This window comes from Hyphomonas sp., from assembly GCF_013823385.1.
GTDB lineage: Bacteria > Pseudomonadota > Alphaproteobacteria > Caulobacterales > Hyphomonadaceae > Hyphomonas.
Map to the genome: position 1 here is coordinate 1 of NZ_PNMA01000023.1, position 15,309 is coordinate 15,309.

Genomic DNA, 15,309 nt, shown 5'->3' on the forward strand with positions numbered 1-15,309 from the left:
AGCGTCCTGAGTTCCTTGTCCTGACGTTTGAAGATCCAGCGCAGCTGCAGCCAGAGGTATGGCCAGAAGACTGGCAATACGTGAGCATAGAGACGGGCGGCGATCTGGGGTGACATGGGAGGGAGTATAGCTCCGTTCCCGGAGGGGGTGGGAAAAGAAAGTTTTTTCTGCCTGTTTGCTGCAGGTTTGGGCGGAATTTTGTTGGACAAGCGCGCTGCGCGCGGCCCTCACCTCCCATTGCTGCGCAATGGGCCCCTCCTCTCCCGGAGGGAGAGGGGTTTAGCGTTGCGCGTGAGGTGAAGTCCCAGCCCCTCTCCCCCTGGGAGAGGAGGGGCCCGCGCCCAAAGGGCGTGGGAGGTGAGGGCTGCGGGGTTGGAGTTTATGCCGGAAAACTCCAAAAGAACTCCAACCGCGCTCCAACGGCGCGGGCGTTCAGCCGGGGCGGGTGAGGGGGAGGTCTTCAAGGCCGAAGAGGGCGTATTGGAGGCTTTGGGCGATGCGATTGGCGCGTTCCAGGAAGAAGGTGGCCGCTTCCGGGGTGGCGGCGGTGTCGCGCAGGGTTTGTTCGAAGAGGGCGAGCCAGAGGTTGAAGTGGACTTGCTGGATGTGGCGGTGCCGGGCGTGGGCGGGGACCGGGCGGCCGGAATAGCGGCCCGTGCCGAGGGCGACCGAGGACCAGAAATCCTTCATGGTTTCAAGGTGTGGGGCCCAGTCGGAGATGGCCACATCGAAGACCGGGCCGAGGACGGGATGGGCGCGGACGCGGGTGTAGAAGGTTTCCACCAGCGTGGAGATATAGGCCTCATTGATGCCGAGGGCGGCGGCGTGGCCGCGCAATTCCTCACGGCGTTCCTCAGCGCTGCGGACGCGGTATCCGGTCATGTCAGGGCTTCCTTTGGACAGATCCGGACATATCCGGACAGTTTCGGACAAATCGGGACACTAGCGGGACACCGCGAGCCCCTTCGATACGTACTTCCCCGGACGGGCTGCGTCAGAGGGGCCTCGCCAGCACGATGTCATCATAAATCTTCTCGCCGACCTGGAACTGGCGGGTGCCGGCGAGGGTGAAGCCGGCTTTGCGGTAGAAGGCGATGGCGCGGTGATTGTCTTCATAGGTGCCCAGCAGCAGGCGGCGCGCGCCGCGCTGGCGGGCGTCGTCGATGGCTGCTTGCATCAGGCGCGGGCCGGTGCCTGAGCCATGGAAGCGGGAGAGGACGTAGAGGCGTTTGAGCTCCACGTCGCCCGGCTGGAGCGGGATGGGCAGGTCTGGCGGGCAGTTGACGGCGTAGCCGATGGGGGCGCCGGTGGCGGCGTATTCGGCGAGCCAGACACTGCAGGCCGGATCGGCGAGATACTTTGCATAGACTTCGCGCGAATGCTGGCGGGTGCAATGGGCGATGATGGCGTCGCCGTCGATGTCGCAGACATAGCTGTCAATGAAGGTGGCGACGCCGATATGGGCGAGGCGCTCGTCGTCTTCGGGCAGCGCGCGGCGGAGGGTGATGTCGCTCACAGGGTTGGCGCGTCCGCGCAGCGGGCGAGGAGGGCGTCGATGGCGGCGATGGCCTGATCGACGCGGCCTTCCCATGGGCCGGTTATGAGCGTGTACGGAGTACCTTGCGCCTCGATCAGCTCGACGAAGCGGGCGTGCATCCAGCCGCGGATCTTTTCGCCGTCGCGCACGCCGTCCTGGACGAAGGGGACTTCGGGGGTGGGGATGAGGTAGAGGTCTACCTGGTCGCGGTTGCCGATGGCGTCCACTGCCGGGTGGCGCTTGCCGGCATAGCGTTCATACCAGGTGGCGGTGGCAAAGGCGTTGGTATCAGCCAGCAGGAGGCGATTGGCGCGGGTGGCGGCTTCGTTCTCGCGGCGCTGCTGTTCCTGCGCGATGTGGATGAAGTCTTCGTCCGTCCATTCGGGAATGTCGCCGCCTTTGAGCGACTGGGCGGCGAGTTTTTCTTCCCAGAGCTCGCGGCCATATTCGGCGACCCAGACGGTGTTGTAATGCGTGGCAAGCTCGATGCAGAGCGTGGTCTTGCCGGTGGATTCGGCGCCGATCAGGACGACGCGCAGGGGTGTGTGGCAGGTCATGCGGTGGCCGCCTTGCGCCATGACAGGAGGCCCATGATCGCCAGGACGAGGAAGACGCCATAGAGCAGGGCTGTCAGGTAAAGGCCGTTGAAGAGGCAGAAGGGGATGTAGAGGATGTCGGCCACGATCCACAGCCACCAGCATTCCAGGATCTTGCGGCTCTGCGCCCATTGGGCGGCGAGGCTGATCGAGGTGATGAGCGCGTCCCAGAAGGTGGCGGCGCCGCCCGCTTCATTCAGCAGGCGGTAGAGCAGGGCTGTGGCGCCGGTGATGCCGAGGGCGGTGAGCGCCCATTCAAGGCGCGGGGCGCGGCGGACTTTGAGCTCGCTGCGGGCTTCCCCGCCATAGAGCCAGAGATACCAGCCGATGAGGTTGAGCGCGAAGAAGACAAGCTGGAGGCCGGCGGTGGCGAAAAGCTGGGACTGGTAGAAGACGTAAGCGTAGAGGCCGACGGTGATCAGGCCGAGGGGGAAGTTCCAGATGTTCTGGCGGGTGACCAGCCAGACGCAGAAGACGCCGGTGACGAAGGCGATGGCTTCCAGCGGATGGGCCGCGCCGGTGTGCCAGGCGGCGAAGGCGATGGCGGAGGTAAGGAGGACGAGGCCGGCGAGGAGGGCGGCGGCGCCTCGGGAAGGGGCTGATGCGGTCATCTAAAGCGCCTTCCCTGGGTGCCTGGAGGAGAGGTGCCCCACCCTAGCCCTCCCCATAGTCATGGGGAGGGGACAGGTTGCGTCCGGGGAGGGGCACGCTCCAGTTTTCGTATCAGGCTTTGCCCATCTCGATTTCGAGGTTCTGGGCGACTTTTTCGATGAAGCCTTCGGTCGTCAGGTAGCCCTGGTCGGGGCCGACGAGGAGGGCGAGGTCCTTGGTCATGAAGCCGGCTTCGACGGTCTTGATGATGGTCTTCTCGAGCGTCTGGGCGAACTTGCGCACTTCGGGGGTCTCGTCCATGCGGCCGCGATGGTCGAGGCCCTGCGTCCAGGCGTAGATCGAGGCGATCGAGTTGGTCGAGGTCGCTTCGCCCTTCTGGTGGGCGCGGTAGTGGCGGGTGACGGTGCCGTGGGCGGCTTCGGCTTCGACGGTCTTGCCATCGGGGCTGAGCAGCACCGACGTCATCAGGCCGAGCGAGCCGTAGCCCTGGGCCACCGTGTCGGACTGGACGTCGCCGTCATAGTTCTTGCAGGCCCAGACATAACCGCCCGACCATTTCATGGCTGCGGCGACCATGTCGTCAATGAGGCGGTGCTCGTAGGTGCCTTTGAATTCGGCGAACTTGTCCTTGAACTCGGTGTCCCACAGCTCCTGGAAGATGTCCTTGAAGCGGCCGTCATAGGCTTTGAGGATCGTGTTCTTGGTGGAGAGGTAGACCGGGAGCTTGCGCTGGAGGCCATAGTTGAACGAGGCGCGAGCGAAGTCGCGGATCGACTCGTCGAGGTTGTACATGCCCATGGCGATGCCGGCGCCGGGGAAGTCGTAGACCTCCTTCTCGATGACCTGGCCGTCCTCGCCTTCGAATTTCATCGTCAGCTTGCCCTTGCCGGGGACGAGGAAGTCGGTGGCGCGGTACTGGTCGCCGAACGCGTGGCGGCCGATGATGACGGGCTTGGTCCAGCCGGGCACCAGGCGCGGGATGTTGGAGATGACGATCGGCTCGCGGAAGACGACGCCGCCGAGGATGTTGCGGATGGTGCCGTTGGGCGACTTCCACATCTTCTTGAGGCCGAATTCCTCAACCCGGGCTTCGTCCGGCGTGATCGTGGCGCATTTGACGGCGACGCCATACTGCTTGGTGGCTTCGGCCGCGTCGATGGTGATCTGGTCGTCGGTTTCGTCGCGTTTCTGGATCGAAAGATCGTAATATTTCAGGTCGATATCGAGATACGGGTAGATCAGCTTGTCCTTGATGATCTGCCAGATGATCCGGGTCATCTCATCGCCGTCCATCTCGACTACGGGGTTTTTGACCTTGATCTTCGCCATTTTTTAGAATCCTTGCGCTGCGTACGGTTTGCGGGGGCTATAGCAGACCCACAGGCCGCGTCAAAACCCGGAAAGATCGCCAATTATGCAAGGCAATCCTGCAATCATCCTCCATGCCCCCCAGCTGGGCGAAAACATCGGCGCGGCGGCCCGTGTGATGCTGAATTTCGGCCTGACGGACCTGCGGCTGGTGAGCCCGCGGGACGGCTGGCCGAGCGCGGCGGCCGAGGCGATGTCTGCCGGGGCGCTGGGCCAGGGCGTGGAGGTGACCGTGTTCGACACGCTGGAAGCGGCGATGGCGGGGCTGACCTACATGATTGCCACCACGGCGCGGCCGCGGGGGATGGAGAAGGCTGTGTTCGGGGCGCCGGAGGCTGTTGCCGAGCTCAAGGGCCGGGCAGGGCAGGGCGCGGTGCTGTTCGGGGGGGAGAAATCCGGCCTGCCGAATGAGGCGGTGGCCTTGTGTGATGCGATCCTCACCTATCCGGTGAACCCGGAATTTTCCTCGCTGAACCTGGCGCAGGCGGTTGGCGTGTTCTGCCACCAATGGGGGGCGAGCGCGGGGCTGGCGGGCAAGTTTGGCGGCAAGGGCGAGGGCGTGGACGCGCCGGCGACGCGCGAGAACCTGATCGGCATGTTCGAGCATTTCGAGGCGGAGCTGGAGCGGGCAGGCTATTTCTATCCGCCGGAAAAGACGCCGGTGATGGTGACCAACCTGCGCAACGCGCTGGTGCGTGCTCAGTGGACGGAGCAGGAGGTGCGCACGTTCCGCGGGGCGATCAAGGCGCTGAGCCTGGGGCGCGGGAAGGCGCGGGTGGTTAGGGAGGAGTGAGGCGCTGGGCGATTGACCGGTAGACGAACTAAAATCAGTCTATCAGTCTATCAGTCTATCAGTCTATCAGTCTATCAGTCTGACCTAGTCGGTTAACTCAGCCAACTCCACAAACTTCAATCCCATCTGTTCCACGGTTAACTCGCTTGAACTGCGATGGACCATCTGATACCGATCACCCTTGCGAACCTCGATAATCCAATAGTCACCGTCATAGATGCTATAGTCTTTGATATCAGAGGGTATTCCCCAAAGATGCGCTGTCTCTATAGCCATCGAAAGTTCTTTCCACTGGCTTGTCGAAAGGCGTTTGTTGATGCGTTGAGAACCCGTTTTGGTGCCAAGGCGCACCGGCGGGTTCAGCATGACTGCCTCCAAGCGCACATTTTTATGATTGCGGAAAATACTGACCGTAAGCGGAGTGTCAAAGTGCCTGATCCAGAGAACCCTGTAGCTCTCCTGATAGTCCCATTGCCCACAGGACAATGGGGGTTGTTGCATTGCACGTAGGTGGTTGGAGTAGAGGCTCCGACTTAGATTTTGGTCCGGATCAGGATCGTCGAATGCAAACATGCCAACTGGGAAGAACAGGGCGTTCGGATTATCCGGGCAAGTTTCGGCAACTTCAACGCCGCCTGTTTCGTGGTGTGGTTCGGAGAAACAACCGCTTATCACCACGCAGGCTAAAACTACTCGAATCCACATAGCCCTCAACATAAGCGAATGTTAGACGATTAGATCTGTCAATCCAAGCCAGCATGTGGGTCGGGTTCTGCGTGAGGGGCCTGCGTGTCGGATTTCGGCCTTTGGCCTCTATCCGACCTACGGGTTGTGAAGTGACTCGATACTCCGCTCATTCCCGCGAACGCGGGAATCTGGACAGGGCAGATACAGCCTCACGAGATCCCCGCCTTCGCGGGGATGAGCGGGAGTGTTTGGGCGCAGTTGGTGCGGAGGATAGGGCGGAGGCCCTCACCTCCCACCGCCTCTGGCGGCGGGCCCCTCCTCTCCCGGAGGGAGAGGGGTTGGGACATCGCCGCAAGCGCAACGCAAAACCCCTCTCCCTTGGGAGAGGGGCAGGGGTGAGGGGGAGCGGCATTTCAGATGAAGCGCTTCGTTGAGGTGTTGTGCTCCCTCACCCCCAACCCCCTCTCCCAGGGGAGAGGGGGCTTTGAGGCAACCCAAACGGTTAGCGAGTTCTTAAGAAACTCGTGGGAGTTTTCTCTTCAATCATGAAGCAAAGAATTTGCGGGAACGGGCGGTCTGGTGGGGCGCGTCTGGCTGTTTCTGTGTTTGGTGCTTCCTGATGCTGCTGCCCTTGCGAACAATGATGGAGATGACCTGTGTCGCAAACTGCTTATCTGGTTTCCTGCGAAATTCTGTGCGGCGAGGGGAGCGATGGCGCCCTTGAAGGCATGGACAGCGCATATGTGATCGTTGGCGTCTATGCCGCCAATGACGAAGAAGCGATGACCAAGATCGAAGCCTCGCTCGAGGAAGAAGGTTATGGCCTGGTGGAGGCCGACTGGATTGCCCCCGCCGCCGACATGGAATGGGAAGACGCCGAAGCCGCCGCCGAGGCCGCTGACCTCGTGGCGCGTCTGGCGACCATTCCGGACGAGGTGGTCTATGGGCCGCTCTACCCGATGATCGAGGAAGACGAGGACGAAGAAGTGGACGAGGCCGCCTGATCGGCGCGTCCTGATTGGTTAGACTGGGAAAAGGAACGGCCACTCCGGGGAGTGGCCGTTTTTTCATGCGCGCTTTGGGCGCTGGCGGTCCAATTGCGATGCTGCGGGCCGGGGCAAAATATGCTTTGTTTCCCTTCAGTGACTTGTGGAGGGAAATCATGACGGCGAAGAAGATCTGGCTGGCGGCATCTGCGGCGGTGCTGGTGCTGGCGGCCTGCGGGCAGCGTGTGGAGACTAAAAACGGCGAGACGGCGCCTGTGGCGGCGGGCGTGACGGTCAATGAGGGCGAGCCCATTGACGGGGACGTGACGTTGAGCGTGCCGGCAACGGCGATGGCGGGCACTGAAATCGCCCTCACATTCACCGGCCCGGCCAACAAGGGCGACTATATCGACCTCGTGCCGCGCGGATATGAGCAGACGTCCGGCGAGCTCGCCTACATCTATGTTCCGGCGGCGGTGGCGAGCGGCACGCTGCGCGCGGTTACGACGCCGGGAGAGTATGATGTGCGCTATGTGCTCGACCTGAATGGCGCCCGGTCGGTCAAGGCGGTGCAGCCGCTGACCGTGACGGCGGCAGAGGCGACGCTTGATGCGCCGGCCAGCGCATCGGGCGGTGAAACGCTGAGCGTTGCCTGGACCGGGCCGGCGGGAGAGGGGGATTACATTGATCTCGTTCGCCAGGGCCATGGCGCAACTTCGGGCGAGATTGCCTATGCCTATGCGGCCAATGGAAATCCGGCGAGCCTGACCGCGCCGGGCGCGGCGGGCGAATATGAACTGCGCTATATCCTTGAAGGGCCGGGCGGGCGGAAGGTGCTTGCCGCCTCGCCGCTGACCGTGACCCTGCCGGAAGCGCAGCTGACAGCCCCGGACACGGCGCGCCCCGGGGAGCGCGTGATTGTGGAATATGAAGGGCCGATGCGCTCTGGCGACTATGTCGACCTGGTGCGGCGGGGCTATGTCGCCACCTCGGGCGAGATCACCTATTTCTATGCGGACGGGCGCAGCGCGAATGAGCTGGTGATGCCGGACGAGGCGGGGGAATATGACATCCGCTATCTGATGGAAGCGCCCGGCGGGCGCGCTGTGCTGGCGAAGCAGACGATCAAGGTCGAGTAGGGCGGGGATTGGGCCGGCGGCGCGCCGGTTCCTGAGAGTTGTCAAAAAAGGAAACGGCCACTCCGGGGAGTGGCCGTTTTTTTTTGTTGCGCTGTTTCTTGAGCCTATTTGTTTGCTTGAATGAATTGAGTGGCAAACTTGACGTTGTAGGCGTGAAAATCACCCTCAGGTGTTAAAACCAGTTCCGTGATATTTTCGCGTTGAAATGAATCCAGTTTCGCCGTGTCATTTACGCTCAGGCTTACAGTAAGCGCACCATCAATCTCCTCAATCGTTTTGAAATCATACTCCACAAGACGACCGAAACATGTGATTTCACCGCCTGAGATTGCCAACTCTGTGGATGCGTCATCAATATCCACCCAGCGCCCCTGCATTTCGTCTGGCAATGATGCAGCCCTGTCGATCTTCGTCACCCGGTGGCCTCCGTAAATTCAAACATGCGCAAGATATTAGAGAAATCTAGCAAAAGAGCGAAGGTATGATTTGTGTGCCTGCGATTGCTTTTTCTGGAAGTGAATCGAGAAAGAGAAACGGCCACTCCGGGGAGTGGCCGTTTTTGTTTTTAGCGGGTCTGGGGCACTTACTTGCCCTTCCAGACGGGGGCGCGTTTTTCGATGAAGGCTTTGGGGCCTTCTTTATAGTCTTCGGTGTTGATGATGCTGGCGAAGGCGACGCCGGAGTCTTTCCAGAGTTCTTCGTCGGTTTTGGCTGTCGCGCTGATCGCGACGGCGCGGCTGGCGGCGACGGCGAGGGGGGCGTTGGCGGTGATGCGGGCGGCGAGCTTTTCGGCCTCCATCATCACTTCGGCTTCCGGGACGACCTTGTTGACCATGCCGAGCTCGTAAGCGCGCTGGGAGGAGAGTGGGTCACCCGTCAGGATGGCTTCCAGGGCGACGGCCTTGCCGATCTGGCGGGGCAGGCGGAAGAGGCCGCCGGCGCCGGCGACGAGCGAGCGTTTGACTTCCGGCAGGCCGAAATTGGTGTCGTCGGCGGCGATGATCATGTCGCAGGAGAGGGCGATCTCGGTGCCGCCTGCGAGGGCCGAACCGGTGATCGCGGCGATGAGCGGCTTGGTGCGCTCGCGGCGGGCGATGCCGGCGAAACCGCCTTTCTTGGTGGAGAGGGCGCCGCCATTGCCGGCGGAGATTTCTTTGAGGTCAGCGCCTGCGCAGAAGGCCTTGCCGACGGCGGTGAGGATGCCGACCCAGACTTCGGGGTCTGCTTCCATCTGGTCGAGCGCGGCTTCCATTGTGGCGGCCATTTCGCCGTTGATGGCATTGCGGGCTTCCGGGCGGTTCATCGTGATGATCGCGACGTGGCCTTTTTTGACGTATTCGACGGGCATTGGTTCGTGTCTCCCTTAAACTGAGTGGCGCCCAGCTAAGAGGGTTTCCGCAACGTCGCGCAAGAACCCCTCTTGCGCGACGTTGGGGCAAGGCGCCACAGAGTTGTGTCATGAAGCTGACACTCGACCCCCAATATGAAGCCTTTCGCGCAGAGGTCTCCCAGACCCTTGCGAAGAACGCCCACCTTGCGCCGACGGCGGATGACAAGGGGTATAAGAACCCCAAGCGCCTCGCCTGGCAGAAATTCCTGATCGAGAATGGCCTCGCGGCCCGCACGATCCCGAAGGAATATGGCGGATACGGCGCCGAGCCGGACATCCTGAAAGCGCGCATCATTGCCGAGGAGTTTGCCCGATCCGGCCTGCCGGGGCCGATGGCGGGGCAGGGCATTTCGATGTTCGTGCCGACGCTGCTGGAGCTGGGCACCGAAGCGCAGAAGCAGGCCTATATCCGCCCGACGATCCATGGCGAGATGATCTGGTGCCAGGGCTATTCCGAACCAGGCGCAGGCTCTGACCTCGCCGCGCTGCGCACCTCGGCTGTGGAAGACGGCGACCATTACATCATCAACGGCTCGAAGATCTGGACCTCGACGGCGAAACAGGCCGACATGATCTTCTGCCTTGTACGGACTGATCCCAATGCCAAGAAGCATGAGGGGATCACCTATATCACCTTCCCGATGAGCACGCCGGGCATCGAGGTGCGCCCGCTGGTCGACATGACGGGCACGGCGAACTTCAACGAGGTGTTCTTCACCGATGTGCGCGTGCCCAAGAGCGGCGTGATTTTTGCGCCCAACAAGGGCTGGCAGGTGGCGAATGCCACGCTGACGCATGAGCGCGGGATGCTGGGCGACCCGAACGCGACCAAGGCGCGTCTGCTGGAACTCATTGCGCTGATGAAGACCGAGACGGTGAACGGTGAGCGGCTGATCGACAATCCGATGCTGCGCGACCGGCTGATGAAGCTGCAGGCGGAAGTGTATGCGATGCAGGCGAACGGCCTGCGCATCACGACGAGCCGCCTGCAGGGGCAGCCGGCGGGGCTGGCGGGGCTGGTGGTGAAACTGCAGGGGTGTGATCTCAATCATGAGATTGCGCGCCTGGCGATCGATGCGCTGGGGGAACTCGGCATCCTCTATGAGGAGGGCGAGCATCTGCGCAGCGGGGGCACCTGGCAGTGGCGCTATATGTACGATCTCGGACTGATCATCGGGGGCGGGACCGCCCAGATCCAGAAGAACATCATTGCGGAACGCGGCCTCGACATGCCGCGTGAGCCGAAGCTCGCAAAGGCGTAAGGCACATGGAATTTGCACTTTCTGAAGACCAGCGCATGCTGCAGGACAGCCTGAAGGGCGTCCTCAATGAGACCGCTTCCCTTGACCGTATCCGGAAGATCGCCGTGGGCGATGCTGGAGAAGCCGCTATTCTGGACGGGGCGCTGACGGAGTTTGGCCTGGCCGCGCTGATGGTGCCGGAGGCGGCCGGCGGGCTGGGCCTCGGCGCGCTGGATGCCTGCCTTGTGCAGGAGGCGCTGGGCTATAATGTGGCGCCCTCGCGCTTCCTGGCGACGGCCGTGGCGGCCAAGGCGCTGGCGGGGAAGGCAGACCTTCTGATCGCCAGCGGCGAGGCGAAGTTTGCGCTGGCGCTGACGGAGGTTTCCTCCCGGCGCGATGGGGCGGGCGTGGAGCTGAAGGGCGGCAAGCTGAGCGGCAAGTCCCTGCTGGCACAATCAGTGGACGGGGCAACGCATATCCTGGTGGCCGATACCGCCGGGGCGTGGCATTCGGTTTCCGCGATGGATGCAGGCGTGACCGTGATGCAGACAATTGACCGGACACGGACGTTCCATGAAGTGACGCTGGATGGGGCAGAGCCGCTGGCGAGCGTGACACCCGCCGCGGAAGTGCTGGCGCTGGCGCGGCTGCTGGTGGCGGCTGATACCCTCGGCGCGGCGCAGGCGATGATCGACAAGGCGGTGGCCTATGCCAAGGAACGCCAGCAGTTTGGCCGGGTGATCGGTTCGTTCCAGGCGGTGAAGCATATGTGCGCCGAGATGGCGGCAAAGCTGGAGCCGGCGCGCGCGCTGATCTGGCACGCGGCCCATGCGCTGGACATTGCCGACGAGGAAGGCCCGATGATGGCCAACCTTGCCAAGGCGCATCTGGCGGAGGTGGGCACCTTCGTGGCGCGCACCGCTACCGAGGTGCATGGCGGGATGGGCTTCACCGATCTTGTTGGCCTCCACTACTGGTACAAGCGCATCGGCGTGAACCGGCAATTGCTGGGCAGCCCGGAGCAGGCGCGCCAGGCGGCGGCCGAGTTGCAAGGACTGGTTGTGTAATTCCGCCAGGCCTCAAAAAAACACAATCAAGCCGCGAGTTTTGGCTTGCGATTAACCATGGGTTGTGTAATCAACTCTGCAGAATGCACGCACTGGTCGTATTCTGCAGGGGTGATTTATGTCTGAAATCTTGATCGACTATGCGCGGCTGGCAAAGCGCGCGGATGAGTTTGGTTTTCGCCGGGGGGAATTCCTGGAGCTGAAGGCGGGCCTGCGCCTTGCCGAGGAGCTGACCGGGCAAACAATGGCGACGCCGGAATCGATCACCTGGATCGACAGCCTGACGGGCATGACCGGCTGGGTGACGGGCGATCCGGTGGACGGGATTTTCATTTCCGTGCCGCTGTCCAGCGCGGGGGTGGCGGCGGTGCGCGATGGCAGCTTTGTGCCCGCCTGGCCCTCGCTGGGCCATATCTGCTGTGAGGGAGAGCCCTGCGGCGGCATCTATATCGGCGTCTATGCCGGGGCTAACAAGGAGGCGCGCCGCCGGGTGATGATGGCGGCGGCGGTGATCCGGGTGGACGGCTTTGCTTCGGTGCCCTGTTTTGCGCGCGGGGCGACGGAGGATGGCAAGCGGTCGATGGCGTCGCTGGGCTTTCAGCCGATTGAGGGGGGGCTCAGCGATCTCTGGGGGCAGGAGCCGTTGCCGCAATCGCGGGAGGACGCTGCTTGAGCCGCTATCCGTCGATTGGAGAGCTGGTGCTGGCGCGGCCCTTGCCGGAAGGGGCGCTGGAGGCGTTTTCGGCGCGCCCGGCGCGGACGCTGGAAGAGTATCAGCAGGCGATGGCGATCCGCGCGGCGGTCTATATGGCCGAGCAGGATTGCCCGTATGAGGAAGAGTATGACGGCAATGACTTTACCGCCACGCATATGGTGGTCTATGCCGGGGCGCGGCCGATCGGCACGATCCGTGTACGGTGGTTTGCGGGATTTGCCAAGGTGGAGCGGACCTCGATTCTGCCGCCCTTCCGGGGAACGCCGGCGCTGAAAGTGTTGCTGGCGGAGACGTTCGAGATCATTGCGCGCAAGGGATACCGGCTGGCGCTGGCACAGATACAGGCGCGGCTGTGGCCGACCTGGAGCCGGGTGTTCCGCTGCCGGCTTGTGAACGGGCGGCCGGGGTTTGCCTTTTCGGGATATGAGTATGCCGAGATGGAGATCCCCGTGCCGCGCCATCCGGAGACGTTGGGCGTGCGCGCTGATCCGCTGCAGGTGATCCGGCCGGAGGGGGCCTGGGACGAGCCGGGGGTGCTGGACAAGTCTGCCGGGCGGCCGACGGATGGGGCGCAGGCGGCGTAGGGCGGGATGTTGTCCCGGAGGGCGCGCCCGTGACACCGGGGGCATTTTGCGGGTTGGGTGCTTGTCATCCCGGGCGGCGCGGGCCACAACAACGTTGACATTCGCCCGATGCGGATGTGCGTGTTTTGGTCTGCGAGGGATTGCTCATGTCCGACATGATTCAGAGGCTGGATGCGGCGGCGAAGGCGGCGCCGGTTGTGCCGGTGCTGGTGGTGGATGCGGCGGCGTCGGCAGCGTCTCTGGCGATGGCGCTGGAAGAGGCGGGCGTGACGATTGCCGAGGTGACCCTGCGCACGGCGGACGGACTGAAGGTAATCGAGGCGATGCGCAAGGCGGCGCCGGGGCTGATCGTCGGGGCGGGCACGGTGCTGTCCGGGCGGGATGTTGAGGCGGCGCTGAATGCGGGGGCGGAGTTCCTTGTATCGCCGGGCATGTCACCCGGCTTGCGCGCGGCGCTGGGCGGGCGGGAGCATCTGATGATCCCCGGCGTGGCGACGGCGAGCGAGGCGATGGCGCGCTCCGAAGAAGGATTTCAGCGGCTGAAGCTGTTTCCGGCGGCGATCGCGGGCGGGGTTCCAGCGCTGAAGGCGCTGGCCGGGCCGCTGCCGCATCTGAAATTCATGCCCACGGGTGGCATTACGGAAGGCGAAGTGCCGTCTTATCTGGCCCTGCCGAATGTGTTTGCGGTGGGCGGTTCCTGGATTGCGGGGCAGGCCGATATCGCGGCGGGCAATTGGGCGAAGATCACGGCCACAGCGCGGCGCCTGCTGACGCCGGCCTGACGGCCGGGGCCCGTCAGCGGATGCCGAAGCGCGCGAGTTTCGGTTTGATCTTCCCGGCGACATTCATGACCGACCGCTCGATACCTTCGGGGCGGCCGCTGACGATCCAGAGCAGCGTGTGGGCCGCAGCATAGGCGAGCGCGCCGGTGAGCGACAGGACGCCGACCGTGAGCACATCTCCGAAGAAGGTGCCGGAAGACTCTGCCATCGGGCGCACGGCGAGGACCACGCCGATCATGATGGCGGTGGCCAGGATCGACCGGCTGAAATTCTTTACCTGGTCGACGATGCTGATCTGGATCAGCCCCTTGAGGAAATAGAGATTGATGACCGTGGCGATGAAGGTGGAGACCGCATAGGCGGCCAGGAAGCCGATGAAGTCGTAAAGCCAGGTGCCCAGAAGCAGCAAGCTCACCTGGAGCACCAGCACGACCACATCGCGCTTCAGCATCAGATTTGTGCGGCTCAGCGCCATGGCGACCGAGCGGATCGGGCCGGTGGCGAGCAGCAGGCCGGTGCAGGGCGCATAGAACTGGACGATGACGATCGCCAGCTCCCAGCCGGGGCCCAGCAGCAGCGGGATCAGCGGATCGGCCACCAGCGCGAGGCCGAAGCCTACCGGCATGGCGAGGGCGACCGTGGCTGACTGCGCCTTCAGATAGGCATGGCGGAAGCGGTAGATATCGTCGGAGAGCCGGCTGAAAGCGGAGAACAGGGACCGCATGATCGGCACGAGGATAAGGTAGGAGATGTCGGAGGACAGCTTGTTGCCGATATGGACCTGACCGAGCGTGCCCTGGCCAAACCGGCGGCCGGCGATCAGGTTTACGCTTTCGGCCGTCAGGCGGCTGACGATCATGCTGAGGCCAAGCCAGATGGAATAGTCGAACAGCCGTTTGGGTGACCTCAGGGAGAGGCGCGGCAGCTTTCGATAGGTGAGGTAGGTCAGGATCATCGCGGCCAAGGTGCCGGCGATCAGGCCGATGACGAAGGCCCAGTAGGATTTCCAGATCAGCGCCACCGAAACGCTGACGATCACCTGAACCGTCTTGGAGATGATTTCGGTGATCACATCCCAGGTGAAGTTCAATGAACGGGCGAAATTCTCAAAATACGGATTTCTCAGCCCAAAGAGCATCACGTTCAGGGTGAGCGCGATGATGACGCCGGAAACTTCCGGCATGTTGAATATCATCGCCATGGGCTGGGCGATGGCGATAAGCAGCAGGGCTACCAGAATGGAACGGATGATCGAGATGGTCCAGGCGGTATCGAACTCGTCATCGGTGGGCGACTGGAGGGCAATCAGGGCCTGGGTCACGGGCAGATCGAGCAGGCCGGCGAGAATGCCCATGATCGCCATGGCGAGCGCGATGACCCCGAAATCTTCCGGCACCAGGATCCGCGCCAGAATGATTGTTCCAGCAAAACCAAGGCCATAGCTGGATATCTTCGCAAGGCCGAGCCAGGCAGCAGCCCGCAGCACCTGCCGGGAGGATACCTCTTGTTCGGGGGCCGGGGCCGCCGGGCTCTGATCACTGGTCATGCGCGTATCTTTGTGTGTTTCACTTCGAAACGTAATCCGGAAGGCAGGGTCAGTATGAGATTCTTGTGCCAAGGCTCATGCCTGCTTCCTGCGAGGTTGAGTAGAGGCGAGCCAAGTGTTTCGGAAGTCTGAAGATTTTGGGCGTTTGGGCGCTCTGGCGGCGCAGGCGGGAGACGGGCGCCATCCTCTGGTTTAAATCCTGCATGGTGTATCCCCGTGCCGGCCGGGGAGGAGAGGCAGGCAGAAATCTGCCGGTATGCGCAACA

General features: G+C 63.0%; 17 protein-coding genes. 8 read left to right on the forward strand and 9 right to left on the reverse strand.

Annotation, left to right across the window (positions count from 1 at the left end; translation table 11 throughout):
• Window positions 1-432: 432 nt before the first annotated feature.
• From C0456_RS13375 to C0456_RS13395, 5 genes are all read right to left on the reverse strand, one after another.
• Window positions 433-882, reverse strand: coding sequence for a group III truncated hemoglobin (locus C0456_RS13375; RefSeq protein WP_291052966.1), 450 nt, complete (start codon window positions 880-882; stop codon window positions 433-435).
• Between the two features lie 112 nt (window positions 883-994).
• Window positions 995-1,516 (reverse strand): GNAT family N-acetyltransferase, encoded by a 522-nt coding sequence (locus C0456_RS13380; RefSeq protein WP_291052967.1) that lies wholly within the window; start codon window positions 1,514-1,516, stop codon window positions 995-997.
• Window positions 1,513-2,094: an ATP-binding protein gene (locus C0456_RS13385; protein ID WP_291052970.1), complete on the reverse strand. Its 582-nt coding sequence runs from the start codon at window positions 2,092-2,094 to the stop codon at window positions 1,513-1,515. Before C0456_RS13385 ends, C0456_RS13380 begins: the two co-directional genes overlap by 4 nt.
• Window positions 2,091-2,744, reverse strand: coding sequence for a nicotinamide riboside transporter PnuC (pnuC, locus tag C0456_RS13390; RefSeq protein ID WP_291052972.1), 654 nt, complete (start codon window positions 2,742-2,744; stop codon window positions 2,091-2,093). The genes C0456_RS13385 and pnuC overlap by 4 nt, the downstream gene beginning before the upstream one ends.
• Before the next feature lie 112 nt (window positions 2,745-2,856).
• Window positions 2,857-4,074, reverse strand: a complete 1,218-nt coding sequence (locus tag C0456_RS13395) for an NADP-dependent isocitrate dehydrogenase (protein ID WP_291052975.1) — start codon at window positions 4,072-4,074, stop codon at window positions 2,857-2,859.
• Between the two features lie 85 nt (window positions 4,075-4,159).
• Here C0456_RS13395 and C0456_RS13400 point away from each other — a divergent pair, with 85 nt between their 5' ends.
• On the forward strand, window positions 4,160-4,906 hold the full coding sequence (locus tag C0456_RS13400) for an RNA methyltransferase (RefSeq protein ID WP_291052978.1): 747 nt from the start codon (window positions 4,160-4,162) through the stop codon (window positions 4,904-4,906).
• An 84-nt stretch (window positions 4,907-4,990) separates the two neighbouring features.
• Here C0456_RS13400 and C0456_RS13405 read toward each other — a convergent pair whose 3' ends face one another.
• Window positions 4,991-5,611, reverse strand: a complete 621-nt coding sequence (locus tag C0456_RS13405) for a hypothetical protein (protein ID WP_291052980.1) — start codon at window positions 5,609-5,611, stop codon at window positions 4,991-4,993.
• 638 nt (window positions 5,612-6,249) lie between these two features.
• Here C0456_RS13405 and C0456_RS13410 point away from each other — a divergent pair.
• Together C0456_RS13410 and C0456_RS13415 are read left to right on the forward strand one after the other, a co-directional pair.
• Entirely contained in the window at window positions 6,250-6,597 is a 348-nt protein-coding gene (locus C0456_RS13410) for a hypothetical protein (protein WP_291052983.1), read from the forward strand.
• Between the two features lie 158 nt (window positions 6,598-6,755).
• Complete coding sequence (locus C0456_RS13415; RefSeq protein ID WP_291052985.1) at window positions 6,756-7,718, forward strand: hypothetical protein; 963 nt, start codon at window positions 6,756-6,758, stop codon at window positions 7,716-7,718.
• Between the two features lie 104 nt (window positions 7,719-7,822).
• On the opposite strand, the gene C0456_RS13420 is transcribed toward C0456_RS13415, so the two are convergent.
• Together C0456_RS13420 and C0456_RS13425 are read right to left on the reverse strand one after the other, a co-directional pair.
• Window positions 7,823-8,134 (reverse strand): hypothetical protein, encoded by a 312-nt coding sequence (locus C0456_RS13420; RefSeq protein ID WP_291052988.1) that lies wholly within the window; start codon window positions 8,132-8,134, stop codon window positions 7,823-7,825.
• A 167-nt stretch (window positions 8,135-8,301) separates the two neighbouring features.
• The gene (locus C0456_RS13425; protein WP_291052991.1) at window positions 8,302-9,066 is read right to left on the reverse strand and encodes a crotonase/enoyl-CoA hydratase family protein; all 765 of its coding nucleotides are present in this window, start codon (window positions 9,064-9,066) and stop codon (window positions 8,302-8,304) included.
• A gap of 110 nt (window positions 9,067-9,176) precedes the next feature.
• Here C0456_RS13425 and C0456_RS13430 point away from each other — a divergent pair, with 110 nt between their 5' ends.
• The 5 genes from C0456_RS13430 to C0456_RS13450 all read left to right on the forward strand — a co-directional run bounded on the left by C0456_RS13430 (window position 9,177) and on the right by C0456_RS13450 (window position 13,497).
• Complete coding sequence (locus C0456_RS13430) at window positions 9,177-10,370, forward strand: acyl-CoA dehydrogenase family protein (protein WP_291052994.1); 1,194 nt, start codon at window positions 9,177-9,179, stop codon at window positions 10,368-10,370.
• 5 nt (window positions 10,371-10,375) lie between these two features.
• Window positions 10,376-11,416, forward strand: coding sequence for an acyl-CoA dehydrogenase family protein (locus C0456_RS13435; RefSeq protein WP_291052997.1), 1,041 nt, complete (start codon window positions 10,376-10,378; stop codon window positions 11,414-11,416).
• 118 nt (window positions 11,417-11,534) lie between these two features.
• Window positions 11,535-12,089, forward strand: a complete 555-nt coding sequence (locus C0456_RS13440; protein ID WP_291053000.1) for a hypothetical protein — start codon at window positions 11,535-11,537, stop codon at window positions 12,087-12,089.
• On the forward strand, window positions 12,086-12,715 hold the full coding sequence (locus C0456_RS13445) for an N-acetyltransferase (protein WP_291053002.1): 630 nt from the start codon (window positions 12,086-12,088) through the stop codon (window positions 12,713-12,715). The genes C0456_RS13440 and C0456_RS13445 overlap by 4 nt, the downstream gene beginning before the upstream one ends.
• A gap of 146 nt (window positions 12,716-12,861) precedes the next feature.
• Window positions 12,862-13,497: a bifunctional 4-hydroxy-2-oxoglutarate aldolase/2-dehydro-3-deoxy-phosphogluconate aldolase gene (locus C0456_RS13450; RefSeq protein ID WP_291053004.1), complete on the forward strand. Its 636-nt coding sequence runs from the start codon at window positions 12,862-12,864 to the stop codon at window positions 13,495-13,497.
• A gap of 13 nt (window positions 13,498-13,510) precedes the next feature.
• On the opposite strand, the gene C0456_RS13455 is transcribed toward C0456_RS13450, so the two are convergent.
• Entirely contained in the window at window positions 13,511-15,043 is a 1,533-nt protein-coding gene (locus C0456_RS13455) for a lipopolysaccharide biosynthesis protein (RefSeq protein ID WP_291053006.1), read from the reverse strand.
• Window positions 15,044-15,309 lie beyond the last annotated feature (266 nt).

What these genes read in the sequence shown, in the direction of transcription:
- C0456_RS13405 (WP_291052980.1), bottom strand. Translation starts at nt 5,611, where the DNA reads ATGTGGATTCGAGTAGTTTTAGCCTGCGTGGTGATAAGCGGTTGTTTC.
- C0456_RS13440 (WP_291053000.1), top strand. Translation starts at nt 11,535, where the DNA reads ATGTCTGAAATCTTGATCGACTATGCGCGGCTGGCAAAGCGCGCGGAT.
- C0456_RS13395 (WP_291052975.1), bottom strand. Translation starts at nt 4,074, where the DNA reads ATGGCGAAGATCAAGGTCAAAAACCCCGTAGTCGAGATGGACGGCGAT.
- pnuC (WP_291052972.1), bottom strand. Translation starts at nt 2,744, where the DNA reads ATGACCGCATCAGCCCCTTCCCGAGGCGCCGCCGCCCTCCTCGCCGGC.
- C0456_RS13415 (WP_291052985.1), top strand. Translation starts at nt 6,756, where the DNA reads ATGACGGCGAAGAAGATCTGGCTGGCGGCATCTGCGGCGGTGCTGGTG.
- C0456_RS13430 (WP_291052994.1), top strand. Translation starts at nt 9,177, where the DNA reads ATGAAGCTGACACTCGACCCCCAATATGAAGCCTTTCGCGCAGAGGTC.
- C0456_RS13425 (WP_291052991.1), bottom strand. Translation starts at nt 9,066, where the DNA reads ATGCCCGTCGAATACGTCAAAAAAGGCCACGTCGCGATCATCACGATG.
- C0456_RS13455 (WP_291053006.1), bottom strand. Translation starts at nt 15,043, where the DNA reads ATGACCAGTGATCAGAGCCCGGCGGCCCCGGCCCCCGAACAAGAGGTA.
- C0456_RS13385 (WP_291052970.1), bottom strand. Translation starts at nt 2,094, where the DNA reads ATGACCTGCCACACACCCCTGCGCGTCGTCCTGATCGGCGCCGAATCC.
- C0456_RS13400 (WP_291052978.1), top strand. Translation starts at nt 4,160, where the DNA reads ATGCAAGGCAATCCTGCAATCATCCTCCATGCCCCCCAGCTGGGCGAA.
- C0456_RS13435 (WP_291052997.1), top strand. Translation starts at nt 10,376, where the DNA reads ATGGAATTTGCACTTTCTGAAGACCAGCGCATGCTGCAGGACAGCCTG.
- C0456_RS13450 (WP_291053004.1), top strand. Translation starts at nt 12,862, where the DNA reads ATGTCCGACATGATTCAGAGGCTGGATGCGGCGGCGAAGGCGGCGCCG.
- C0456_RS13375 (WP_291052966.1), bottom strand. Translation starts at nt 882, where the DNA reads ATGACCGGATACCGCGTCCGCAGCGCTGAGGAACGCCGTGAGGAATTG.